Origin of the sequence: Rudanella lutea DSM 19387, from assembly GCF_000383955.1 — a bacterium.
Taxonomy (GTDB): Bacteria; Bacteroidota; Bacteroidia; order Cytophagales; family Spirosomataceae; genus Rudanella; species Rudanella lutea.
In genome coordinates this window covers 5,296,915-5,321,951 of record NZ_KB913013.1, presented here as the reverse complement: position 1 = coordinate 5,321,951, position 25,037 = coordinate 5,296,915, and the positions used below count along the sequence as shown (strand labels likewise).

The window sequence follows — 25,037 nt, the reverse complement described above, 5'->3', positions numbered from 1 at the left end:
AACTGTTTAACACTTACCTATCAAATATTAAACAAAACACTCTTTTTCTGTTAGTTGGTCAATTTTTGTCCGGCTCGATTAACTTCGTACCCGACTCTGCGCCCGCTTTATGAACCCTGTCGACGATTTTTTACACCACATCCGTTTCGAGAAACGCCTGAGCCACCATACCCTGACGGCCTACAGTAAAGACCTTCAGCAGTTTAGTCATTTTCTGACCGATCAGTTTGAGCTCGAAACACCTCTCACGGCCGATTTTCGGCAGGTGCGAGCCTGGATTGTGTCGTTGGTAGAAGCCGAAATGGATCGCACGTCGGTAAATCGGAAGATTGCCACCCTGCGGAGTTTCTTTGGGTATCAGCTGCGCCGGAAAACGATTCAGGCCGACCCGATGCTCAAGATTCAGGCCCTCAAAACGAGCAAGAAACTGCCTCATTTTGTGGAAGAAAAGCCGATGGAAACCTTACTCGACGAAATCGAGTTTCCGCTCGACTTTGCGAGTCAACGTGACAAGTTGGTACTGGAACTGCTCTACGGAACGGGCATCCGCCTGAGCGAGCTGATTGGCTTGAAAGTAGCCGACATTAACCGGTACGAACGCACCATTACGGTACTGGGCAAGCGAAACAAACACCGGGTTGTGCCCATGCCCCCCTCCCTCGCCGAGCTGGTTGAGACGTATATCCGCCTGAAAACCGAAACGTTTGGCAACGAGGCCGATTCGGTGTACCTGATTGTGAGCGACAAGGGTATTCAGGCGTACCCCGTTCTGATTCAGCGCATTGTACAACGCAATCTGACGCTGGTAACCACACTGGAGAAAAAAAGTCCGCACGTGCTGCGCCACACGTTTGCTACCCACCTGCTCAACCGCGGAGCCGACCTCAACGCCATCAAAGATTTACTCGGCCACAGCAGCCTTGCCGCTACGCAGGTGTACACCCACACCAGCCTCGAACAACTCCGCAAAACCTACGAGCAGGCACATCCGAAGAGTGGGAAAAGGGGGGAAAGGGAAGAAAGGGAGGAAGAAAAAGGGAAAAGGGAGAAGGGAGAAGGGAGAAGGGAATGAGTGAGGTTTCTCCTTCTTCCCTTTCCTCCCCTTCTCCCTTCTCCTTATTTTCTAATACCTCCAGCTCGTCAGGTCGGCACCTTTGGGAGCCGATTCCTCGATTCGTTTCAGGATTTTGGGCACGTACATGGAGTTGTACCGCAGACGGCTAATGTAGTTAGGCTGCGTAGGGTCACCGTTCCAGCAGTGCTCGGCCCGGTCGCCATAGGCCACCTCGCCCCCGTAATGCGGGTTACGGGTCTGCTTCAGAAAATCCTCCATCAGGTACACCGCATTGTTGAGGTAGAAATTGTCCATGTCGCCACAGTAGATTCGGATTTTACCGGCCAGTTTGGGGCCCAGCGTTTTCCAGTCGCGCTTCAGGATATGGAGTAAGTCGTAGTTTTCGCGCCAGTAGGCCGCCACCTGCCTGTCGATTACGCCCGTACGCTTATCCCAGATTGGCTTAGGGTAGCCGTCGGGGCCTTGTGGCGAAAATACCGCCTGCCAGATGTCCCACTGATCGCCGGAGCGGGAGTTGGTTCCCAGCGCCAGCTCGCGGTGATTCATGTCCTCAATGGTACATTTCACATGTCCCAGATAGTCGCGTTTGCCGGGGCGCGGGGTGCGCTTGTGCGGGCTGTCGAGGTAATAAGCGTTCTGATCTTTGTAAATATCGACCACGGTGTACGCCTGAAACGTAATGGGATCGGGGCAAGCCGCAAAACAACCGTTAAACTCGTCGGGGTACATCACCTGCACCGCCAGAGCCTCCCAACCGCCCGTGCTGCCCCCGTAGGTAAACCGGGCCCAGCCTTGGCCAATTCCCCGGAACTGGCGTTCAATTTCGGGAATCAGCTCATACATGATGGCGTCGCCCCAGGGCCCCATGCTGGCCGAGTTAACGGCGTACGAGTCATCGTAATACGGCGTTGGGTGCTGAATTTCTACGATCAGCATTCGGGGAAAATCCTTGCTTGTCCACTGCTTGTAGAAATCGTGGGCCTCCTGCGCTACCCGCTTTTTATAGCCGTAAATGCCAAACCGGGGCACGTAATCGCTCGTGTCCATGTCGGCGGGTGGGGGCGTCTCGCTGAATCCGTCGAAATCGGCCGGGAAATGCCCGTGAAATACGCATAGCGGAAACCGGGCGTTGGGGTGTTCATCGAATCCATGCGGCAGCAGCACATGGGCCCCCAGGTACATAGGCCGACCCCAAAACTCGGTAAGCCGCTTGCTCAACACCTTGATGTGCTTGATGTATTTGGTGTCTTTGGGCTCCTCAATGGGTGGAATCACCTGATCCATCACGACCGGAATCACCTGTTTGGTGCGCGGGTTGTACCGAATCCTGACGGGTTTGCTGTACAGATTGCCCGGTGCCAGATTCCAGTGTTGCCCCTCTCCCCGATCCATAGGCAGCTTTACGGTATGCCCCGTTTTGAGTCGAAACGTTTCGTACCGGTGCAGCACCGCCTGCACGTAATACTCGCCCGCCGGTACGTCGGCCAGGCTTTTGCGCGGATACCCAAACACCGAACTATTGACCGTAGCGGCCTGCCCCGGTTTCAGTCCGTCGACGTCGATTCCAAACACCAGTTGGGTGTCGGCCTCATCGCTGATTTGGAAACGGGGTTCGGTTTTGGCGTCTTTGGCGAGCAAAAGGAGCACGCGCCCATCGAGAGCCGTAGAGGTAGCCGAAGCGGGAAACGATACCGAAAAGAGCGGTTGCGCCTGCGCCACCAGAGCGGAGAGTAAGCTAAACAGGCAACAATAGAAATAACGCATAGGATGTTGGGCTTGAAATGCAGCCCAACATACAAAAAAGTACCCGTATGGTGGTGGTGCCATAGCGATGACTGCCGGGCGGCCCCGATCTTTCGGAAGATGTCATCGCTGGGCAACTAACCGGACCTCAGTCAAACAGTTAGTCGGGCAGGTTGAGGGCTGCTTTTACGCGGGCGTAGTCGGTCCAGTCGATGGAGGCCAGGCGGCCGCCGGTCGAGACGCCCCCGGGGATAATGACGTAGCGCATTTGCTGCGTCGCGTTGATCGGATAACTGGCCCTTAGCTCAATGCGTCCCACAAAAAACCGCTGATGCACCGTATAAGTCACATTACCGACTACCTCAGCATACGGCAAGGGTATTACCCGCCCGTTTTCCTGCCAATACACCCGAATATCGGCCCGGTCGAGCACAGTCTGGGTGATCTGCGGAGCATTGATATTGGCCGTGAACGGGGCCGCACTCCCCGAAAAATTAACCGAGACCCAGGGCGAGTAAATCACGTTGGCCGTTCCTACCGGCCCTTGAGGGCCTGCCGGACCAGCGGGACCGGTTGGGCCAGCCGGGCCTGCTGGTCCGGTAGCTCCGGCAACGCCCGATACGCCCTGAGGGCCTGTAGGACCGGCCGGGCCCGCTGGGCCTTCGGGCCCCTGAGGGCCTTCGCAGCCCACGAGCAACCCGCCCAGAAGCATGAACAGAACAACGCCGGCTAGCGAATTGAGTATAGTTGCTTTCATACGATAAAGTCTTGTCTTACTGCTATTTACAAAAAAACGCGATACAACGGACTCAGTACGGGAAATTAGATGTCGGACATTAGACATTAGACCTTCATACATAAAGGTAACGTGAGTTACGGAACATTGCTGGCGCACAGGGCTTCGACAAGCTCAGCCTGACAGGCGGCTCACAAATTTGTGGTCAGGCTGAGCCTGTCGAAGCCCTATGCGCCAGCAACTAACTGTAGGAGAGATATTTGCGATATGCATTATCCATAATTCACGTTAAAGGTAGCAAGTCCAAGATCCAGTACCTGAAGTCCGAATATCCAGTACTAAAATCAACGGATTTTGTGTTCGACAAAAGGCAAGAATCAGGAGATTGGCATTGGTTATCAAGCCCGTAAGCACCGAATTTTTCGGCAACCTACACCCCACTGTTTACTGAGTTCGGGGCCCGTTCTGCAGGGCGGAGACCATAAAAAAAGGTCAGGATTACCAATACTGGTACCTCGCTGACCTTTTTGCTCAATAAAGCCTTACTATTTTATCATGACCCGGATGGTCTGCGGGGCGGGTTGGTTACCCCCGAAATAAAGACCGTTCCGATAGGCGATTGTCTTTTTGTGTGTAAACGGAATTGGTTCACCGTCGAGCACCTGATAGGTTCTGTTCTCGTAGTCGATCTTGATGCTCAGTCGGCGCTCTTCGTTGATTTTCATGCTGCCCAGATCCTGCGTAATCCGTTTGCCTTCCACGTACACATACGCACCGAGGTCAATCCGGTTTTGTTTGGGGTTCCAGCGCCAGGCTACCCGCGCTCCATCCACCTGATGCGGAGCCTGCCCCATGTGCTGGTTTTCGGACCCAACAAACCCCAGCCCGAAAACTTTGTTGTAGTCGAACTCATCCACCTGCGTCACGTCGTACATGCAGCTACTGTCAAATTTTACCGTAGCCGACACCTCACGCGGGCTGATGAGCATACCGCCCTTCCGTTTCAGCACGGGCTCATGCATACCTTTTTCGATGACTACCCACTCGGGGTCTTTCACCAGAAAATCGGGCACACAGGCCGAGACCGTAAACAATAGCCCGACAATGAGCAAGCGAATGCCCCCCCGGCGGGACTGACTGACAACACTATTTCGTAACATGGGTTGGTATTTCCTTATGGATAGCTCTGTACAAAGAACGGGCTAAATGGCTCATTCGTACGACCATTGACTCAAAAATGAGGTAATATAGTTCAGTATCAGTACTCGACATTCGGACTTCAGACACTAGACGTTAGACCCACTACCATTCTGTAGAGAAGTCAAACGTCTGGTGTCCAACATCTCATGTCCAGTACAGAGCAATGCATAATGGATAATTGGGCTAACTACTGACAATCAACTATTTCATTAGACATTTAATTCTGATTGACTACTCCATATTGCTGCTTTTTCGGCTATCCTGTTGCAGTTCCAAACGAATAGTCCGTACTTGTTTCTTAGTATTGTACTAACCTACCCTTTAATCTTACTACGCATTAATTATGGTAAAACTGATTTATCGCTGGCATTTAATCATTCTGTTCGGTTTTAGCCTTGGTGCATGTCAGCCATCTGCTACACAACTCACCCAACTCGATGTAACAAAGTTGCCTAAAGCCACGCCTGAACAGGTTGAGAAATTAGTAGAGCAATTTATTGAGGCCAAACCGGGTGAAACCATTCAGCTACCTGAAGGCTATTTTGAAATGAATACCCAGTTGATTCTGGACAAGGTGAACCGTGTGACCATCAAAGGGGCGGGGATGTACAACACCGTGCTATCGTTCAAAAACCTACAGGCCGGGGGCGAGGGAATGAAAATTGCTGGTGACGATGTGGTGCTGGAAGGGTTTACGGTGATGGATGCACCCGGCGACTGCATCAAAACACAGCATTGCAATAACCTCACGTTCAGAACCGTCAATACGACCTGGTCCTACACCGACCTTAGCAAACGCGGCACGTACGGTATTTATCCGGTGCAGTGTAAAAACGTACTGATCGAACGCTGCGAAGTATCTCGCTCGCGGGATGCCGGTATCTATGTTGGGCAATCAGAAAATATCATTGTACGGAACAACGTCGTTTTTGAAAACGTGGCCGGTATCGAAATAGAAAATTCAGATAATGCGGAGGTCTATGAAAACGTAGCCGAAAACAACACGGGCGGCATTCTGGTCTTCAACCTGCCCGGTTTACCAAAGGCATTTGGCTCACGGACGCGGGTCTTTAACAATACGATCCGCAACAACAACCACGAAAACTTTGCCGATTCGGGTCCCGTAGCCAACGGTAACGCTATCACCATGATTCCGCCCGGCAGCGGCATTGTGATTCTGGCGGGCAACGAGGTTGAGATTATGGGCAACAAGCTCATCAACCAGAAGACAGCGGCTATTTCCATTGCCAGCTACCACATCACGCAGTTGCCAATACCCAAACACCCCGGCTGGTCGCCCTACACCACCAACATATTCGTTCATGATAACACCTACGAACGGGAGTTTGGTATGCCTGACCTAACCAAAGATATGGGCAAACTCATTGCTACCAAATGCCTAAAAGCCCAGGATATTGTCTATGATGGTATTGTGGACGAAAGCCGTGGGCGCAATGTGCAGAAAAACCCAATGAATATCTGTATTCGCGAAAAAACCTCCGACCTGCGTTTTACCCGGTTTAGCTTACCGGCCAGTGGCAAGCTATCCGAAATTGAGGCTTTTCCGGACGCAACTCCGTTCAACGCCTGTACGGTTACCGTCAAAACAACACCCCCTGTGCTTTAAAGCGACTGCCAATAGCTGCTTTTTGGGTATGAAAAATTTTCGATTATTGAGCGTGGCCATGCTCATCTTTAGCGGTGCGGCCTTTTACGCCTGTTTGGGGCCAAACAATGCCCCAACGAATCCCGGAGAGCTTGATTTTGAAACGCTTCCGTTGAAGAAACTGTCGGAATATGGCTTTTTCAAAGGCGACCTGAACGCCCTACAGCCCAACGAACGGGTGCTGATTTATGAACCCGTTGCTCCTCTTTTTACCGACTATGCGTTGAAGAAGCGGTTTGTCTGGATGGCTCAGGGCACCTCAGCTACGTTTGACCCCACGGCCCCTGATGAACCACTCGACTTCCCCGACAAGGCGATCCTGGTGAAAAATTTTTACTATCCGGCCGACTTCCGTAAGCCTGCCGCCCAAAGGCGCATCCTCGAAACCCGCCTGCTTGTAAAGTACAAAGGCGCCTGGAAAGCCTATCCCTACCGCTGGAATGCCGAACAGACCGATGCCGACTACAAGGTAACGGGTGAGCGTATTCCGGTAAGCTGGACCGACGAACACGGACAGGCCCACCAGATTCTGTATGCAATGCCCAACAAAAACCAATGCAAAAGCTGCCACAATCGCAATGAGGTATTTATGCCCATTGGTCCGAAGGCGAAACAGCTCAACCACCCCATTGCCTACGCCGACGGCACCGAAAACCAGCTGCATCGCTGGGTAAAAATGGGTTACCTCAAAGCGGCAAAAACCGATATAGAGCGTAGCCCGTCGCTGGTGAGCATGACCGACCCGCACGCATCACTCGATAGCCGCGCCCGTTCGTACCTGGATGTAAACTGTGGCCATTGCCACAACCCTAAAGGCCCTGCCGCAACGTCGGGCCTTTACCTAAACTACGAAGAGCGCAACCCATTCCATTGGGGCGTACGAAAATCACCCGTAGCGGCTGGCATTGGGGCCGGCTCGTTTCGGTTCGACGTGAACCCCGGTCATGGCCGAGCTTCCATCATGACGTACCGAATGAACTCCGTGCACCCCGGCATTATGATGCCCGAAGTAGGGCGAGTGAGTATCCATACGGAAGGCGTGGCCCTGATAGAAACCTGGATCAATAGTCTGACCCCCTGACAGTTTGGAGAACTTAATCGGAAAATAGGTACCCCTTCCTCTCTTCTCCCTTCCTCCCTTCTCCCTTTCTACTGATACACCCGTACCCAGTCTACCTCCATCCGTTGGGGGAAAATCGCATCGTCGACGCCTTTCTGCCCACCCCAATTGCCACCAATGGCCAGGTTGAGAATAAGGTAAAATGGCTGATCGAAGGGCCACTGCTCGTAACGTTTGCCGTACGATTCCTTGTCGAAGGTGAAGTATGTTTTACCGTCGACCTTAAAGTCGATTTTATCAGTAGTCCAGTCGATGGCGTACACATGAAACGCCGTACTGAAGTCAGGAACTGTAATCTGGGCTCCCTGCTGGGTTTTCTTGACGTGATTGTACGCCTGCGTGTGTACCGTACCGTGCACCACACCGGGGTCATACCCAACATGCTCCATAATGTCGATTTCACCGTCGTTGGGCCACACCAGCGGCTCTTTGGCGGCCAGCATCCAGATGGCCGGCCACGTACCCCGACCAGCCGGTAGTTTGGCCCGCACCTCCACCCGGCCGTGTTTCCACTCTACCTTGCCTTTGGTGCGTAGCTTAGCCGAGGTATAGTTCCGGTTTTCCCAGTTTTCTTTACGGGCCTCGATAATCAATACGCCATTTTCGATCCGGCTATTTTCGGGCCGATTGCGCGTGTAAAACTGAAGTTCGTTGTTCCCAAACCCGCTCCCACCCACGTCGTACGCCCAGCGGGCGGTGTCGGGGCGGGTAGCATCCGGGCGTGGTACACCGGGGCGGCCGAGGGTACTGCCGTCAAATTCGTCGAACCAAACCAGTTGCGTATTGATGGCTTGTGAACGGGCTGGCGCGGGGGCCTGCTGCCCCCGGCAAGCGAGCGAAAAGCCGAGCAAACTCAGCACATAAACAGAATGACGCATCATAATCAGTTGGAAGAGCTTCACACCGCAATGTTACGCAAATCCAGACAGAGTACCGGGCAGCAGATATAGGGTATAGGACAAGCAAGCTTGCCAAATAAATTTTGGGACAGGATTACAGGATTATAAGGATTTGTTCAGGTCTAGGAAAATCCTGTTTATCCTGTAATCCGACGGGCCGACCCGACGGGCAAAAAAAGAAACTTGTCCTACAACCAGATACAGATTATCGGCAGGGCTTACCGGCCAAACGCCCACGTCAGAAAATCCGGCATAATAGCTCCCCAGGTTTCGGGGTTATGGTGGCCCCCTTCAACCTCTACGTAGCGCACATTCCCCGCGATACCCGGCTTTTCGCGTTGGTAGCCTATCTTTTCCAGCTCAGCAATCAGGTCGAGGGTGTCGTCGATGGAGTCGATGACACCGTTGTTGTTACGGTCGCTTGTTTCGTCGAGGGTGCCGGTTTGCAGCCAGAATTGTGTGCCGGGGGTGTAGCGTCCCTGCCGCACCAGGGTGTGCATAATCCGGTCAGTATCGTCGTCGTAGGCACTGCTGAACGCCTTGCTCCGCCACCAGAACGAGCCCGAAAACACACCCGCCCGGCTGAAGTGTTCGGGGTGATGAAAAACAATGTCAAATGCCGACAAACCACCGAGCGAAAACCCGGCAAAAGCAGCCTGCCCCGGTGCTGCGCTTACCCGGTAATGGGTATGGATATGGGGCAGCAGCTCGGTCAGTACAAAGTCGGTGTACAAGCCGGCTTTGCTCCCACGCTTCATGTAATCGGCCTGGGCCGCCGTGCCGTACTCCTGAATCCGGTCGGCATGGGTATGGACGGCCACCAGCACAAACGGCCGGACGGCCTGTTGGGCATAGAGCGAATCGAGCACCTCGGCAAGCCGCAGCCGGGGGAGGTCCTGCCCGTCGTTGAGGTACAGCACCGGGTACGGTTCGGGGGCGTGGGCGTTGTAGGCAGGGGGCAGAATAATATCGAGTTGCACAGCCCGATTAAGGGGCACAGAGTACAACGATTCGTCACGGACGACGGTCACTGAAGTCGTCGAAAATGCCGGGGTGGGATCGGCCATAAGGAAATAGATAAACAAAAATAAGCTCCGCACAACCCGCAAAATAAGGGCTTTTTTAGACGTAAACGGGTCAGGTAGCACTGCATGTAAGGATTTTAACTAAATTCCAATCGCAAACCACGCGCAAAACCCGCCCTTGCTTACCGGTGTTTTGGCGTATTTCATCACAACTTAACTCATCATCGTTTTGCATCAGGAATACCGCACTTACTACTCGCACCATCTCAACCGAACCCTCGAAATGCTCGTTTACGGCAACTGGGGGTACCCTATTCTGGTGTTTCCGACCACGATGGGCCGTTTTTACGAAGCGAGCGATTTTAAACTGATCGACGCGGTGAGCGCGCACATCAACTCGGGCCGGGTCAAACTATACTGCATCGACAGCGTTGACCGCGACAGCTGGTATGCCAAACACCTCCACCCCGGTGCCCGCATCTGGAACCACGTGCTGTACGACCGGTTCCTGAGCGAAGAGCTGGTGCCGTACATTCAGCGCGAAACCAACACGGGCAAAATTGGGGTAGCCGGGTGCAGCTTCGGCGGGTTTCAGGCCCTCAACTTCGCGTTCCGGCACCCCGATCAGGTAGGCCACCTCTTTTCGATGGGGGCCAAATTTGACATTCGGTCGTTTATGGATGGATACTACGACGACAACGTCTACTTCAACAACCCGCCCGACTTTATTCCGAACGCCCACAACGACGAGTTTTACAAGATGAACATCGTGCTGGGTACGTCGGAACATGATTTCTGCAAGGGCTCAAATTTCGAAATGGCCGGTATTCTGGGTCGTAAGAACATTCCCCACTGGCTCGACGTAGTGCCCTGGGGTGAGCACGACTGGCCCGTTTGGCGCAGCATGTTTCCGCGCTATCTGAACATGATCTGACCGAGGGGTGAGCACGACTGTTTTGGCCCGCCCCTCGGTCAGCCTCCCAAACGCCTTACAACTAAACCATACACCTTAAACGTACCCTGCTATGTGGCCAAATCAGCATTATACCACTGCCGACTCAACGCTCGAAGGGGCTCTCTCGCGGCTTACTGGGTATATTCAGGATGTTCCGGCGCAACTCTCGGCTCTGCCCGAAGAAACGCTGCTGGACATGAAACCCGGCAAATGGTCGCGGAAACAACTGCTGGGCCACCTGATCGACTCGGCCCTGAACAACCTGAAACGATTTAATGAGGCTCAGTTTGGGCCGGAGCCGTACACGTTTGCCTCGTACCGGCAAAACGAGCTGGTCGTTACCAACCATTACCAAAACCTCCCGCTCGATCATTTGCTTACGCTTTGGCAGGCCCTGAACCGGCAAATTGTCCACGTTGTCAGCGATTTACCCGAAGCCGCCCGGCAGCGCAAGGTGCAGGTAAAAGGTAGCGATGGCCCTCCACGCACGCTGTCGTGGCTTATTGAAGACTACGTGGGACACATGGAACATCACCTGCAAAAGCTGCTTTAATTGCCTCCTGCTACCCGCAACATACCGCCAAGTTATTCTGGGGGTTGTGGTAACGGGACAAAAACGGCATTTTTGCCCCGCCTTCGGGCATGAGTATAACTGAGGTTACACACAAACAACCTAAAAACAATCAGACACACCCGTCTGCTACAAACTATGAAAAAAATAGGCATACTGTTCGGTCAGGAAAACACGTTCCCGCAAGCCTTTGTCGAGCGCGTCAACGAAAAACAAAGCGATTTCAAGGCCGAGTTTGTCTTTATCGACCGCGTGGAGCAAAGCGTCCCGACCGACTACGCCGTTATTATCGACCGCATTTCGCAGGATGTTCCGTTCTACAAGGCGTTCCTGAAAAATGCCGCCCTTACCGGCACGGCCGTTATCAACAACCCGTTCTGGTGGGCCGCCGACGAGAAGTTTTTCAACAATGCCCTGGCCGTTCAGCTGGGTGTTCCGGTACCCAAAACCATTCTGCTGCCCTCCAAAGAGCGCCCCGACGATACGAACCACAACTCGTTCCGTAACCTCGGCCACATGAACTGGGACGCCATTTTCGAGCATATCGGTTTCCCGGCGTTCATGAAACCCCACGCGGGCGGAGGCTGGAAAAGCGTGTACAAGGTAGACAACCCTGAGCAGATGTTCCGGGCTTACGACGAGACCGGGCAACTCGTGATGCTCTATCAGGAAGCCATCGACTTTGAAGACTACTTCCGGTGCTACTGCATTGGCGGCAAAGACGTCCGGATTATGCCCTACGAGCCGCGCAACCCCCATCACCTGCGCTATGCCGCCGAGATGAAAACCACGGGCGATGCGGGCAAGAAGCTCCTCGAAACCATGAAAGACTACGTGCTGAAGCTCAACCACGCCCTCGGGTACGACTTCAACACGGTGGAGTTTGCCGTGCGTAATGGGGTGCCTATCGCCATCGACTTCTGCAACCCTGCTCCCGATGCCGACGTAAACTCGGTGGGTCAGGAAAACTTCGAGTGGGTGGTAGAAGCTGCCGCCAATATGGCTATCGAGCGGGCTAAGCGGGTGCAGGCAGGCAAAGACAACCTCACCTGGGGTACGTTTGTACGGGGCTCAGTAACGGCTGGTGCAGGCCCGGTGGGCGTTCAGACTCCGGCCGAGAGCAGCAAACCCACCCAAGAAGCCAAACCCAAGGCGAAAAAAGCCGAGGCCCCAAAGGCCGATAAAGCCGCCCCTAAGAAGGCGAAAAAGTAAAGAGGTTTTGTGGTTTATGTGAATGAACAATGTAAAATGCATAATGAATAATTGACTTATCAGCTGATAATCAACTTTTTCGTTATACATTTTACACTGTTCATTATACATTCCATTCAGCTAAGTCCCCAGAACCTTACCATCAACTGACCTTTAAACCAACCCATTGAATGCACGTATTTACGCTTGGTATTGAGGAAGAATTCCAGACCATTGACCCCGTAACCCGCGAGCTTCGGTCGCACATGTCGAAGCTGGTCGAAGGAGGCAAAATCGTGCTTCAGGAGCGCGTAAAGGCCGAAATGCACCAGGCTGTGGTGGAGGTAGGCACCAATATTTGCCACAACATTCACGAAGCCCGGCAGGAAGTGACCTACCTCCGGCGCGAGATTATCGAACTGGCCGACAAGCAGAACCTGAACGTGGCAGCCGCCGGTACGCACCCCTTCTCCGACTGGCAGGCGCAACTCATCACCCCCAACGAGCGCTACGATCAGCTGATTGAAGAAATGCGCGACGTGGCCCGGTCGAACCTGATTTTCGGCCTGCACGTACACGTGGGCATCAGCAGCCGTAACGAAGGCATTCAGATCATGAACGCCGTGCGCTACTTTTTGCCCCATATCTACGCCCTGTCGACCAATTCGCCGTTCTGGCGCGGGCGCAACACCGGTTTTAAGTCGTACCGCTCCAAGGTATTCGACAAGTTTCCGCGCACGGGTATCCCCGATTTTTTCTCGTCGGCGGCCGAGTACGACGAGTACATTGCTCTGCTGGTGAAAACGGGCTGTATCGACAACGGCAAGAAAATCTGGTGGGACATCCGGTTGCACCCGTTTTTCGACACCATCGAGTTCCGAATTTGTGACGTGCCTATGCGCGTCGACGAAACGGTTTGTCTGGCTGCTATCATGCAGGCACTGGTCGCTAAAATATCTAAACTGCACCGGCAAAACCTCAATTTCAGACCTTACCGGCGCATTTTAATCAGCGAAAACAAATGGCGGGCCGCCCGGTACGGCATTGAAGGCAAACTCATCGACTTTGGCAAGCAGGAAGAAGTACCGACGCACAGCCTGATCCATGAATTGCTCGATTTTATCGACGATGTGATGGATGAACTGGGTAGCCGGCAGGAGTGCGAATACGTGCTTAAGATGCTCGAAATGGGTACCGGCGCCGACCGACAACTGGCGGTTTTCAACCAAACCGGCGACCTCAAACAGGTTGTGGATTACATCGTTGCGGAAACTTCCTTCGGCGTGAGGTAGTTAGGAAAAGTGAGATGAAAATCGCTATCCTTGATATGTATGACAACCATGCCAACGAGGGCATGCGTTGTATTCAGCAGATTATCCGCCTGGTGGAAGGCCAAATGCGGGTGCCGCTTCACTTCGATGTGTTCAATGTTCGGGCGGGTAAAACGCCCGATCAGGTGCATCTGCCCGGTCTCCACTACGACGCGTACATTTCGACCGGGGGGCCGGGCAGCCCGCTCCCGCTCAACGAAGCCTGGGAGGAGCCGTACTTTGCCCTGATCGACGAGTTGTTTACGTGGAACCGGACACAGGAGCCCAAAAAGCCTTTGTTTCTGATCTGCCACTCGTTTCAGTTGGTTGCCCGGCACCTGGGCCTCGGTACCATCAGCAAGCGCCGGTCGACCTCGTTCGGTATTTTTCCGATGCACCGCACCGACGACGGCTACGCCGAACCATTTTTCAGCGGCCTACCCGAACCATTTTTTGCTGTCGACTCGCGCGATTACCAGCTCACCGAGCCTAATCTGGAGCGATTCGACGAAATCGGTGCACAGATTCTGTGTCTGGAAAAAATCCGACCCCACGTCGATTTGCCCCGGGCCGTGATGGCAGTGCGTTTCGGACCCGAAATTTTTGGTACGCAGTTTCACCCCGAAGCCGACGGCGAGGGGATGCTCCGCTACTTCATGACCGACGAAAAACGCGACCAGATTGTGTCGGTACATGGACAGGCCAAGTACGACGAAATGGTGGCTTACTTACAAGATCCAGACAAAATTGAGCTAACCGAATCGGTAATACTGCCGGGTTTCCTGCGTCATGCCATCCAGACCCAGCGCCAGTCGACATTCGAGTATTAGCCTTATCCGCTCATTTCCTATGCACCAACCGATTCGCCAGGTATTCAATCAGGCCTTTAGCCCCGCGCAATACGGGGCTTTTTTGGAGTCGATTCAGAACGATATGCCCGGCCTGCTCGATTTTCGGGTGGCCGAAACCCCTGTTTTTGTCCCGAAAGACCTCGGCGATAAACTGAAGCAGGCCTGCGCCGATATTGTCGAGGTGATTACCGCACCCGACTTTAAAACCCGTACTGAGGGGGCTATTCCGGCCGATCAGCGGGTACCCAACGAAAACGGGCATACCACCTTTCTGGCCGTCGACTTTGCCGTTTGCCGGGCCGCCGACGGCTCGCTGGAGCCCCAACTGATTGAATTGCAGGGTTTCCCGTCGCTCTTCGGATTTCAGGCGTACCTACCCGATAAGTTTCGGCAATTTTACCCCATCCCCGACGAGGTATCACCGTTGTTCAACGGCCTCGACCGGGCGGCTTACCTCGACCTGCTGCGCCAGACCATTGTGGCCGATTGCGACCCCGAAGAGGTGATTCTGCTCGAGATTTACCCCGAACAGCAGAAAACCCGCATTGATTTTGAACTCACCCGGCAGTATTTGGGTGTAGCACCGGTTTGCCTGACGAAAATCCGGAAAGATGGTCGGCAATTGTACTACGAAAAAGACGGGCGCCGAATCGACATCAAGCGCATTTATAACCGGCTGATTTTCGACGATCTGCATAACTACCCCGACCTGCAGACCGAGTTTCACCTCACCGACGATGTAGACGTGACGTGGGTAGGGCACCCAAACTGGTTTTTCCGGATTAGCAAGTACACCCTGCCTCTGCTTCAGAGTGAGTTTGTACCCCAAAGCTATTTCCTGAGCGATCTGGAAACGCCCCCCGCCGATCTGGAAAATTACGTGCTCAAGCCGTTGTTTTCGTTTGCCGGAGCCGGTGTCAAAATTCACGTAACACCCGCCGACATTGATGCCATTCCCACCGATCAGCGCGGTAACTTCCTGTTGCAACGGAAGGTGCAGTACGAACCCGTGATTCAATCGCCCGATGGCCTGGTGAAATGCGAGATCCGGATGCTGCTCGTGTGGCCCGACACCGCCGAAAAACCGATTCTGGCGACCAATTTGGCCCGTCTGAGCCGGGGCGAGATGATCGGTGTCAATTTCAACAAAAATAAGGACTGGGTCGGCGGCACGGTCTGTTTCTTCGTGTAGAGCCGCAAGATGTTACGTCCCTACCGCGATAACCGCAGGTTGTACCCGAGGTAGGGCAACGGAAACACGCGCAGCCGGTCTTCGTCGCGAATCGGAATCAGTGCGCCAATATCAAACGCATGCCGGGCCCGGTTGAGCCGAAAAACCGCTGAAACCTGACTAAAATGACCGTCCCAGTAGCTCTCCCGCGTGAGTAGCACCCGATTGTCGCAGATCAGGGATGCCCGACGCCCGAGCGGGGCCACAAAACCAATATCCAGCGAGCGCCGGTCGGCCCCGCCAATATCGGCTTTGACTGCCGTATAGCCGAGGGTCAGGTTGCGGCTTGTGTTTCCGAATGACACCAGACCTCCCAGCGTTCGCTGCCGCCGGTACATCCGTCGACTGCTAAACTGTGTGTAACGCCACCCTTCGAAGAATTGATAATCCAGGGTTCCGCCGATATGCACCGACCCCAGCGGAATACTCAGTTTAAGCCCGGCGGCCGGTCGGGTGTACAAGGTGCTGTTGTAGAACGTTGTACCACTGAAGGAGGGCGTCACACTCGCCCGAAGCGTGAGAAAATTGAATAAGCCTACCGACACTTCATTGTACAACACCCAAATGTTGCGGTAGGTGACCTGCCCGGCCTTGAGCGGAATAGCCGTTTGGCTGTTGAGTAGCCACGGGTATGGGTTCTCACCACGCGCCGAGGGGTTTGTGTTTGGCCCTCCGGCAGTCGGGATAACCACATCGGCCGGAGCTGTTTCGGACAAGGGTTCAATGCGGGCAATCTCTTTGGGCGACAGAATTGACTCACCACCTCGCCGACGAATGACGACCCGGCTTTCCGTTCGCTCCCGAATTTCACCCGTGTACACAGTGCCATCGGTCAGGGTTACGACGTAGGTAGTACGGCCCCTGTTGCGTACGGCAGACTGGTACGGTTCAATCCGCGTAATATCGGCCGGAGCCAGATACGACAGGCCACCACCCTGCCGCCGAACCACGACTTTGAGACTGTCTCGACTCACAATTCGCCCGACGTACTGCCCCCCATCTCGCAGAAATATCGAAAAGGTGGTGCGGCTGGAATCGAGCGGAACCGAGGTTTTTTGGGCAATCAAAGAAAGAGGTATGGATAGCAACAGGGCAAGCAGAACTGTTTTCATGAAAGAAGGTGTTGAGGTTTCGTTACAGACAAGAGTCTTTTCGACCCGAAAGGGTTGTAACAGATGTACCGAATACTGTATAATGGCAGGCAGCATTCCCCATTACACAGTATTCGGTACGCATTATTCATTAACAACATGACCCATCGCCAGTTATTTTTCCAGCACGTTGCCCAAACCTCTGATTTCCCGCTTGCCCTCGAAATTGAGCGCGCCGAGGGGGTGTTTCTCTACACGGCTACTGGCCAACGGTACATGGATCTGATTTCGGGCATTGGTGTAAGCAACGTAGGGCACCGGCATCCGAATGTGCTGGAGGCCATTCAGAATCAGCTGGATAAATACCTGCATCTGATGGTCTACGGCGAATACGTACAGACGCCCCAAACACAGCTCGCCCATGCCATTGCCGACACACTTAGCTCGTACACGGGCCCACACGGCAAACTGAGCAATGTGTATTTCACCAACTCAGGCACCGAGGCCGTTGAAGGGGCCATGAAATTAGCCAAACGGTTTACGGGTCGTACCGAAATCATTAGCTGTTTCAATGCTTACCACGGCGCTACGCAGGGGGCTCTGTCGCTCTCAGGCGACGAGAATTTCAAACGTAATTACCGTCCGCTCCTACCCGATGTACGCCATATCCGCTATGGCCACCTGCCCGACGTAGAGCACATCAGCCAACGCACGGCCGCCGTCGTGATCGAGGTTGTTTCGGCCGAATCGGGTATTCGGGTGCCCGACCCGGCCTACCTACAGGCCGTCCGTCAGCGTTGTACCGACACCGGCACGCTGTTGATTTTCGACGAAATACAGACCGGCTTCGGACGCACAGGCACGTTTTGGGCGTTTGAGGGCTTCGGCCCCGTTGTGCCCGATGTACTGGTATGCGCCAAAGGCATGGGGGGCGGCATGCCTATTGGGGCATTCATTAGCTCGCCCGAGGTCATGGGGGTGTTCAAAAACAACCCGATTCTGGGGCACATCACTACGTTTGGCGGGCACCCGGTTTCGTGTGCGGCCTCGTTGGCTACGCTGAACGTGATCCGGAATGAACAACTGTATGCGCAGGCCGAAGCCAAAGGGCAGCTTTTCCGGCAGTTGCTCGCCGACATCCCGGCGATTCGGGCCGTGCGGGGTAAAGGGCTGATGCTGGCGGCTGAGTTCGATTCGTTTGCGGTGCTCAAACCCGTCATCGACCGGGCCATCGAGCGGGGCGTCATTACCGACTGGTTTTTGTTTTGCGACAACTCAATGCGCATTGCCCCGCCCCTCATCATTACCGAGGCCGAGATTCACGAAGCCTGTGCCGTTATTCGGGATGCGGTGGGGGTGTAACGAAACGTATTGGAAAACGGGAATAGCCCTGAAATAAGTAAATACTATTGCTGACGCTGGGGACTTCGACAGGCTCAGGCTGACACCAAACTTGGGAGTCGCCAGTCAGCCTGAGCCTGTCGAAGGCCTATGCGCCAGCCTTTTTCTTCTACGACAAGGCAATCGCGCAGAAAGGGTTTAAGGTATTGTACCCCCAGAAACATCAGTCCGTAGGGATTAGGTTTTGCCCGAAATCTGGTTTAGTTAGAAACCCCGACGGTTACCGCTAAACCATGTTAAAAATTTCCTTTGGCTTCCTGACTGCCTTTCTTCTGGCCTTCGGTTTTCAACTCAACACCGACCTTCGCCCAACCAAAGAAACGCCCCGACCATCCGTCCGTAAAGACGATTTCCCGCCCGACCTACAATTAACCAACTTCACCGGCCCCGACCTGACCCCCAGCCCGGCCTGTCTGGCGGTGGCACCAACCGGCGAGGTGTTTGTGGGTGTAGACATGCAGGGGTCGCTGGGCAAAAAGCCCGACATGGGCAGTATTATCAAGCTGATAGACAAGGATAACGACGGGACGATGGACGCGCACACAACGTTCGCGAAAGTCAACAATCCGCGCGGAATCATTGCCCTCGGCGATCGGGTGTTTGTGCTCCATGCCACGTTTTCGCCCGACGGTAAGGCAACCGGGATGGATCTGGTCGTGTTTGAAGACAAAAACGGCGATGGCGTCGCCGATGGCCCTTCGAAGCCCCTGGTGGAGCATATCAGTAACGTGAAATTTATCCAGCAACGGGGTGTTGACCATGCCACCAACGGGATTCGGATGGGTATCGACGGCTGGATTTATATCGCTGTGGGCGATTTTGGTTTCCACGATGCCGTCGACCGGTCGGGCAAGAAGCTCACCATGCTCGGCGGGGGTATTGTGCGTGTCCGGCCCGATGGTACCGAAATGGAAGTGTATTCGCACGGTATGCGGAACATCTACGACGTCGCCATCGATCCGTACATGAACATTTTCACCCGCGACAACACCAACGATGGGGGCGGCTGGAACATCCGGTTCAGCCACCAGATTCAGTCGGCCGAGTACGGCTACCCGGTCCTGTTCAAGCATTTTACGGATGAGATTATCCCCGCTCTGGTCGATGTAGGGGGCGGTTCAGGAACCGGCTCGTTGTTTCTGGACGAACCTACCTGGCCAGCCAAATACAATCAGGTGCCCATGATGGCCGACTGGGGCCGAAATCAGCTTTATATCCACCGTGTCACACCCGATAAAGCCAGTTTCACCCAGAAGGAAGAAGAGTTTATCAAGCTGCCCCAGATTACCGACGTGGATGTCGACGGTTCCGGGCGGATGTACCTGGCAGCCTGGAACGGGGCAGGCTATACCGGCAACCCCAATAAGGGCTACGTGGTGCGGGTGGTTCCGCAGAACTGGACGTACAAGGCGTTCCCAGACTTGAAAAAAGCATCTGTCAAGCAGTTGGCCGAACTGTTAGAATCGAAAAGTGCGGTAGCCCGGTTCAATGCCTCGCAGGAGTTGTTGACCCGCCCAGCCAAACAAGCGACGAAAGCGGCCTGGAAAATTGCGTCGGACACCCAACTACCCCTCGCCAGTCGGGTAGCGGGTCTGTTTACCTACGCCCAACTGAGCGGCAAAGAAGGCATTGCGAATATGGTTAAACTGACGAGCGATGCCCCCATGCAGGAGTTTGCCCTCCGCGCCCTCGCCGACCGCAAACCGTTTGTGAGCAGCGTACCTCTGGAGCCGTTTTTGCAAGCCGCCAAATCGTCGTCGGAACGGGTTCAGGTAGCCGCTCTGATTGGCCTGGGCCGTCTGGACCGGAAAGAAGCTGCTTCGACCCTGCTCCAGGTAGCAGTACCGAGTTCGTTTGTGGTGCCCGCCAAAGGTACCGAAGGCCCCCACGCTACACCCAACGCATCGCTGGTGCCGGCTCACCTGGCCGTGCGGTCGCTGGTGAAGCTCAACGCCGTCGACGCCTGTTTGGGAGCTATCGGGTCGCCTAACTCGACATTGGCCCTGTGGGCGTTGCGGTACATGCACACGCCCGAAGCCGCCAACGGCCTGATTGCCGCTTATGGCCGCGCCACCGATCCACAACTGAAAAACCAGATTCTGAACACGGCCGCTCGCCTGTATAAAAAAGAGGCTCCCTACGATGCTTCGTGGTGGTGGAGCACCCGCCCCGACACGCACGGCCCGTACTACAAAGGCATCACGTGGGAAGGCTCATTCGCCATTGAGTCGTTTCTGAAAGCCGAATGGGCCAAAGCCGATGCGCCGGGCAAACTGGCCTTTACGGACATGAACGAGCGCTACCGGCTCGACATTGCCGACTTCAAAGGAGCCGAACCCGTTGCCGTTGAAGAAACAAAAATCGAAACCAAAATCGACCTGGAGAAAATCAAGAATCAGAAGGGGCAGATTGGCAACACGTCTATCGAGGATGTGATGCTCGCGATGGCCAGCATCAAAGGCGACTCGCGCAAAGGTCGGGAGCTGTTTATGCAGCAGGGGTGTGTGGCCTGCCACAGCCTGAGCAAGAGCGAAAAAATGAAAGGGCCGTTTATGGGGCAAATTGGCTCGATTATGACCCGCGACCAGATTGCCGAATCCATCCTGAAGCCCAATGCGTCCATCTCGCAGGGTTTCGCCACGGTTGAGATCAAAGCGAAAGGCAATAAGAGCTACATAGGCTTTGTATCCGAAGAGTCGGCCGAGCGGGTGGTTCTGCGCGACATTGCCGGTAATGTGTACACGATCCGGTCGAGCGATATTCTGTCCCGCAAAGAGCAGGACTCTTCAATGATGCCCTCTGGTTTGGCCAACGCCCTTTCATACGAAGAGTTTGCTTCGCTTATCACGTTTCTATCGGAGCAGAAGAAGTAGGTTTTCGGGGCGTTAGATACTGAATATTAGGCGCTGTACACTGGACGTTAGACTTTGTTACTGTGGATAATCTAACGTCCAGTGTCTAATGTCCACAATCTATTCCTGCCCTTTCTGACTATTTTTGCGGCATGACCCCAACAAATTACGAAGGGCGCATTGCCGGCCTACTGAACCTGAACACCCGGCAGGTTGCCAATACCATTGAACTCCTCGACGGCGGAGCCACCGTGCCGTTTATTGCCCGTTACCGGAAAGAAGCCACCAACGGCCTGGATGAAGTACAGATCACGGCCATCCGCGACACCTACGGACGGTTGCAGGAACTCGACAAACGGCGGGAAGCCATTCTTAAATCCATCAGCGAACAAGGTAAACTCACCCCCGAACTCCGAAAGAAAATTGAAGCCGCCGACTCCATGACGGAGTTGGAAGATTTGTATCTGCCCTACAAGCAGAAACGCAAAACCCGGGCTACCATCGCCATTGAGCGTGGTCTCGAACCGCTGGCCAACGTCATTTTTGCCCAAACCGAAGCCAACCCCGAGCGGGCTGCGGGCCGCTTCCTGACCGATCAGGTACCAACCATTGCCGACGCTCTACAGGGTGCCCGCGACATTATTGCCGAACGCATCAACGAAGATGCCGACGCTCGTCAGCGAGTCCGTAACCTGTTCGAGCGCGAAGCCATTGTGCGGTCAGTGGTCAAAAAGAACAAAGAAGCCGAGGGCGTCAAATACAAAGACTACTACGACTTTGCTGAACCCCTGCGCCGGGTACCCTCGCACCGGCTGTTGGCCATCCGACGGGGCGAAGCCGAGGGGTTTTTGAGTGTCAGCATCAGCCCCGACGAAGAGGCCGCCATTGAGCGGTTGGAGCGGCAGTTTCTGCGGGGGCTTGCTGCCAGCAAAGATCAGGTGGCGCTGGCTATCCGCGACAGCTACAAACGCCTGATCAAGCCCTCTATCGAAACCGAATTTGGGAACAAGTCGAAGGAGAAAGCCGACGGCGAGGCTATCAAGATTTTTGCCGACAACCTTCGGCAGTTGCTCCTGAGCCCTCCGCTGGGCCAAAAACGCGTACTGGCCATCGACCCCGGTTACCGGACGGGTTGTAAAACGGTGGTGATCGACGCGCAGGGTAATCTCACAGCCGACACCTTGCTGCACCTGTTTCTGTCCGATAATCAGAAGCAACAAGCGGCCGAAACCGTCCGGCGTCTGGTGAAACAGCATCAGATCGAAGCCATTGCGATTGGTAACGGCACCGGGGGCCGCGAAACCGAAGCCTTTGTGCGCGGGCTTGGGCTGGATGCGGGCATTGCCATCTTTGTCGTTAGCGAGCAGGGCGCATCGGTGTACTCGGCGTCGGACGTGGCCCGCGAGGAGTTTCCCGACAAAGATGTGACCGTGCGCGGGGCCGTCAGCATTGGTCGCCGGTTGATGGATCCTCTGGCCGAATTGGTTAAAATCGACCCGAAATCTATTGGCGTGGGCCAGTATCAGCACGACGTCGATCAGTCGGCCCTCAAAAACAGCCTCGACGATGTAGTTATGAGCTGCGTAAACTCGGTGGGCGTATCGCTCAACACCGCCAGTGCGCATTTGCTGCGGTATGTGTCGGGGCTGGGTCCGCAACTGGCCCAGAATATTGTGCAGTTCCGGGCGCAGAATGGTCCGTTCAAAAGCCGCGATCAACTCAAAAAAGTACCCCGGCTGGGTCCTAAAGCGTACGAACAGTGTGCGGGTTTTTTACGAATTGAAGGGGGCAAACATCCCCTCGACAACAGCGCCGTACACCCCGAAAGTTACGCCGTTGTGGAGCGCATGGCCGCCGACCTCAACACAACCGTAGCCGACCTGATTCGCAAGCCCGAACTCCGCAAGCAAATTCGGCCCGAACGGTACGTAACCCCCACAACCGGCCTACCTACCCTCCGCGATATTGTGGCTGAGCTCGACAAGCCCGGCCGCGACCCCCGCGAGCAATTGTCGGTGTTTAGTTTCGACGAGCGCATCAAGAGCATGGAGGATCTGCACGAAGGCATGGTGCTCGACGGTGTGGTGACCAACGTAACGGCGTTCGGAGCATTTGTTGATATTGGGGTGAAGCAGGACGGCCTCGTCCATATCTCACAACTATCGAATCAGTTCGTAAAAGATCCGCGCGAGGTGGTTAAAGTGTACCAGAAAGTAAAAGTCCGCGTTACAGAAGTGGATTTGGCCCGCAAACGTATTGCGTTGACCATGAAATTTTGATTCTTTTGATGCATTGAACCGGGTGGAGTCACTTTTCTTTTCGGCTTTGTCCGGTTCAATGCCACTGACTATTCGTATCCCGTATGCTGCCAACCACCATCCGGGCCCTTGTCCCGTCGGGTCTTACTGGCCTCACCTTGTTACTTAGCCTGTCGTCCTGTAGCTTATTCGGTCCGTCGTCGGGCCCTGCCCCTACCTCACGGCCATCGACTACAGCCCGTAAACCGGCGGCTCCGACCGGTAAAGTAGTGGATACCAAAACCTACCAGCGCACCTACGTGCCCACAGTAGTGCGGGTGGCGCGCAAATACACGGGTGTGCCCTACCGGCTGGGCGGCAATACCATGTCGGGCATCGACTGTTCGGGGCTGATTTACAATGTTTTTCAGGAAGTAGGGCTCCGCATGCCACGCATCTCGTGGCAGCAATCGGAAGTGGGTTACGAGGTCGATGTCAACGCCATTCGGCCTGGCGACCTGCTCTTTTTTGTCCCCGATCAGGGCAAAGCCGGGTATGTGTCACATGCGGCTATTGTGACGGAGGTTCGAAATTACGAAACCGACATTCGATTTATTCATGCCTCCTCGTCGCGGGGTGTCCGCGAAGACAATCTGTATTCGTCGTATTTTAAAGGCCGGTTTGTAAAGGCGCTACGTCCGTTCTGATTCGCTACCCTTCCAGTGGGGTTGATCCCCTGGCAGTGGTGGCGAATCAGAACGGACGTAGGAGTTACCAGCAAATTTTAGATGGCTTTGCTATTAAAGCGCTCAACCACTGCCAGGGACCCCACTGGCAGGAGTTCGAGAGAATGAAAAAGGCCGCCCTCGGGCGGCCTTGCTGTTTATTTCTCAACGACTTCAGGGGTAAAAAACTCTTCCCACTGCTCCGGTGTCCGGTGTTTAAGTTTCATTTCCAGCGACGACGACTCCTTGCGGGTATCGAACGATCGTTGGTACTTCACCTCCCAGGGCTTACCTTCGGCCGTTGCGGGAATCGCCTTTGCATTATGTTGCCAGAGCGTAATCCGCAGATCCTTAGTCTGACCAATGTAGTACTGCTCGGTAGAAGGGCTGTAAATGATATAAACGGTATGCATAATTTTCTCAGATGCTATTCAAATCTATGAAATAAATAGCAACAAAAAAAGCTACCGTTGGTAGCTTTCTATTGTATGGTGGAGAATATCGGATTCGAACCGATGGCCTCTACAATGCCATTGTAGCGCTCTAGCCAACTGAGCTAATCCCCCAGAGCAACCGGCTTTTTGTTTGCCGTATCGGGTGCAAAACTGCACAAAAACCGGTCGCTTGTCAAGAGCTTTGCCGAGTTTTTTTTAACCTATTGGTCAACCATCTCAGCATCAGCGAGTATGTAATTCAACTCGTAAATATTGTCGGCGTTCAGTTTGAGCGTTCCGCGAAACGTACGGCGCTCGTCGGTCTTAAACTTACGCCCGGCTTTCTTGAATTTCAGCGATACGACCGACTCCGGGCCGGCACCACCACAGAAAAAGCAGGCACTATACGGAAACGCCGAAAGTACGTACAAATTCGACTCCAGATCGACCGGTAATACGTAGCCCGTCAGTTCTACCGGTTTCCCATTTAACTTCTGTACGCTAGGACCAAACGTCGGATAAAGCATGTACACAGACTCCTCGGCGTACCACTTTTTCTTGAACGTGACATCGCGCAGGGCCTCCCACGTCAGTTTGACGGGCTCCACAGCTGACGTAAATGCCAGTAAGAACAAACTCAGAAAGGCCGGAAAAAGCAATAGCCGCTTCATTAGCTAATATTATCGGTTTGAAGTATGTTGTAAAATTACAAATTCTGTACTTT

At 54.3% G+C, this 25,037-nt stretch carries 21 protein-coding genes and 1 tRNA gene; 13 read left to right on the top strand and 9 right to left on the bottom strand.

All coding sequences use genetic code 11. The annotated features are described in order from the left end of the window. The first annotated feature begins 109 nt into the window (after positions 1-109). Positions 110-1,072, top strand: coding sequence for a tyrosine-type recombinase/integrase (locus tag RUDLU_RS0121900; RefSeq protein ID WP_019990577.1), 963 nt, complete (start codon positions 110-112; stop codon positions 1,070-1,072). Between the two features lie 51 nt (positions 1,073-1,123). Here RUDLU_RS0121900 and RUDLU_RS0121895 read toward each other — a convergent pair whose 3' ends face one another. The 3 genes from RUDLU_RS0121895 to RUDLU_RS0121885 form a co-directional block, all read right to left on the bottom strand. Then, positions 1,124-2,839, bottom strand: coding sequence for an alpha/beta hydrolase (locus RUDLU_RS0121895; RefSeq protein WP_019990576.1), 1,716 nt, complete (start codon positions 2,837-2,839; stop codon positions 1,124-1,126). A gap of 139 nt (positions 2,840-2,978) precedes the next feature. Continuing rightward, positions 2,979-3,575, bottom strand: coding sequence for a collagen-like protein (locus RUDLU_RS30440; RefSeq protein WP_019990575.1), 597 nt, complete (start codon positions 3,573-3,575; stop codon positions 2,979-2,981). 524 nt (positions 3,576-4,099) lie between these two features. Further along, on the bottom strand, positions 4,100-4,714 hold the full coding sequence (locus tag RUDLU_RS0121885; RefSeq protein WP_019990574.1) for a hypothetical protein: 615 nt from the start codon (positions 4,712-4,714) through the stop codon (positions 4,100-4,102). Positions 4,715-5,097: 383 nt separating this feature from the next. On the opposite strand from RUDLU_RS0121885, the gene RUDLU_RS0121880 reads away from it, so the two are divergent. After that, on the top strand, positions 5,098-6,381 hold the full coding sequence (locus RUDLU_RS0121880) for a parallel beta-helix domain-containing protein (RefSeq protein WP_019990573.1): 1,284 nt from the start codon (positions 5,098-5,100) through the stop codon (positions 6,379-6,381). Between the two features lie 28 nt (positions 6,382-6,409). Further along, positions 6,410-7,501, top strand: coding sequence for an SO2930 family diheme c-type cytochrome (locus RUDLU_RS0121875; RefSeq protein WP_019990572.1), 1,092 nt, complete (start codon positions 6,410-6,412; stop codon positions 7,499-7,501). A 68-nt stretch (positions 7,502-7,569) separates the two neighbouring features. Here the strand turns inward: RUDLU_RS0121875 and RUDLU_RS0121870 are convergent, their stop codons facing one another. Continuing rightward, positions 7,570-8,418, bottom strand: coding sequence for a glycoside hydrolase family 16 protein (locus RUDLU_RS0121870; RefSeq protein ID WP_019990571.1), 849 nt, complete (start codon positions 8,416-8,418; stop codon positions 7,570-7,572). A 239-nt stretch (positions 8,419-8,657) separates the two neighbouring features. Then, entirely contained in the window at positions 8,658-9,506 is an 849-nt protein-coding gene (locus RUDLU_RS0121865) for an alpha/beta hydrolase (RefSeq protein ID WP_044130718.1), read from the bottom strand. 241 nt (positions 9,507-9,747) lie between these two features. On the opposite strand from RUDLU_RS0121865, the gene RUDLU_RS0121860 reads away from it, so the two are divergent. From RUDLU_RS0121860 to RUDLU_RS0121835, 6 genes are all read left to right on the top strand, one after another. Beyond that, the gene (locus tag RUDLU_RS0121860; protein ID WP_019990569.1) at positions 9,748-10,398 is read left to right on the top strand and encodes an esterase family protein; all 651 of its coding nucleotides are present in this window, start codon (positions 9,748-9,750) and stop codon (positions 10,396-10,398) included. Between the two features lie 91 nt (positions 10,399-10,489). Then, on the top strand, positions 10,490-10,972 hold the full coding sequence (locus RUDLU_RS0121855) for a DinB family protein (RefSeq protein WP_019990568.1): 483 nt from the start codon (positions 10,490-10,492) through the stop codon (positions 10,970-10,972). A 156-nt stretch (positions 10,973-11,128) separates the two neighbouring features. Further along, positions 11,129-12,202, top strand: coding sequence for an ATP-grasp domain-containing protein (locus tag RUDLU_RS0121850; protein WP_019990567.1), 1,074 nt, complete (start codon positions 11,129-11,131; stop codon positions 12,200-12,202). Positions 12,203-12,372: 170 nt separating this feature from the next. After that, positions 12,373-13,473 (top strand): carboxylate-amine ligase, encoded by a 1,101-nt coding sequence (locus RUDLU_RS0121845; RefSeq protein WP_019990566.1) that lies wholly within the window; start codon positions 12,373-12,375, stop codon positions 13,471-13,473. A 14-nt stretch (positions 13,474-13,487) separates the two neighbouring features. Further along, positions 13,488-14,321, top strand: a complete 834-nt coding sequence (locus RUDLU_RS0121840; protein WP_019990565.1) for a type 1 glutamine amidotransferase — start codon at positions 13,488-13,490, stop codon at positions 14,319-14,321. A gap of 19 nt (positions 14,322-14,340) precedes the next feature. Then, complete coding sequence (locus tag RUDLU_RS0121835; protein WP_019990564.1) at positions 14,341-15,534, top strand: hypothetical protein; 1,194 nt, start codon at positions 14,341-14,343, stop codon at positions 15,532-15,534. A 20-nt stretch (positions 15,535-15,554) separates the two neighbouring features. On the opposite strand, the gene RUDLU_RS0121830 is transcribed toward RUDLU_RS0121835, so the two are convergent. Continuing rightward, on the bottom strand, positions 15,555-16,685 hold the full coding sequence (locus RUDLU_RS0121830) for a hypothetical protein (protein WP_019990563.1): 1,131 nt from the start codon (positions 16,683-16,685) through the stop codon (positions 15,555-15,557). Between the two features lie 138 nt (positions 16,686-16,823). Between RUDLU_RS0121830 and RUDLU_RS0121825 the strand changes: the two genes are divergently transcribed. From RUDLU_RS0121825 to RUDLU_RS0121810, 4 genes are all read left to right on the top strand, one after another. Continuing rightward, positions 16,824-18,026: an aspartate aminotransferase family protein gene (locus RUDLU_RS0121825; protein ID WP_019990562.1), complete on the top strand. Its 1,203-nt coding sequence runs from the start codon at positions 16,824-16,826 to the stop codon at positions 18,024-18,026. 272 nt (positions 18,027-18,298) lie between these two features. Next, on the top strand, positions 18,299-20,938 hold the full coding sequence (locus RUDLU_RS0121820) for a DUF7133 domain-containing protein (RefSeq protein WP_019990561.1): 2,640 nt from the start codon (positions 18,299-18,301) through the stop codon (positions 20,936-20,938). Between the two features lie 131 nt (positions 20,939-21,069). Further along, positions 21,070-23,196, top strand: a complete 2,127-nt coding sequence (locus RUDLU_RS0121815; RefSeq protein ID WP_019990560.1) for a Tex family protein — start codon at positions 21,070-21,072, stop codon at positions 23,194-23,196. 83 nt (positions 23,197-23,279) lie between these two features. After that, entirely contained in the window at positions 23,280-23,861 is a 582-nt protein-coding gene (locus RUDLU_RS0121810; protein WP_027303291.1) for a C40 family peptidase, read from the top strand. A gap of 176 nt (positions 23,862-24,037) precedes the next feature. On the opposite strand, the gene RUDLU_RS0121805 is transcribed toward RUDLU_RS0121810, so the two are convergent. The 3 genes from RUDLU_RS0121805 to RUDLU_RS0121795 form a co-directional block, all read right to left on the bottom strand. Beyond that, complete coding sequence (locus RUDLU_RS0121805; RefSeq protein WP_019990558.1) at positions 24,038-24,292, bottom strand: GIY-YIG nuclease family protein; 255 nt, start codon at positions 24,290-24,292, stop codon at positions 24,038-24,040. A 76-nt stretch (positions 24,293-24,368) separates the two neighbouring features. Next, positions 24,369-24,445, bottom strand: a tRNA-Ala gene (locus RUDLU_RS0121800). A gap of 89 nt (positions 24,446-24,534) precedes the next feature. Next, positions 24,535-24,984 carry a hypothetical protein gene (locus tag RUDLU_RS0121795; RefSeq protein ID WP_019990557.1) on the bottom strand — a complete coding sequence of 150 codons (450 nt, stop codon included), beginning with the start codon at positions 24,982-24,984 and terminating at the stop codon, positions 24,535-24,537. Between the last annotated feature and the right edge of the window lie 53 nt (positions 24,985-25,037).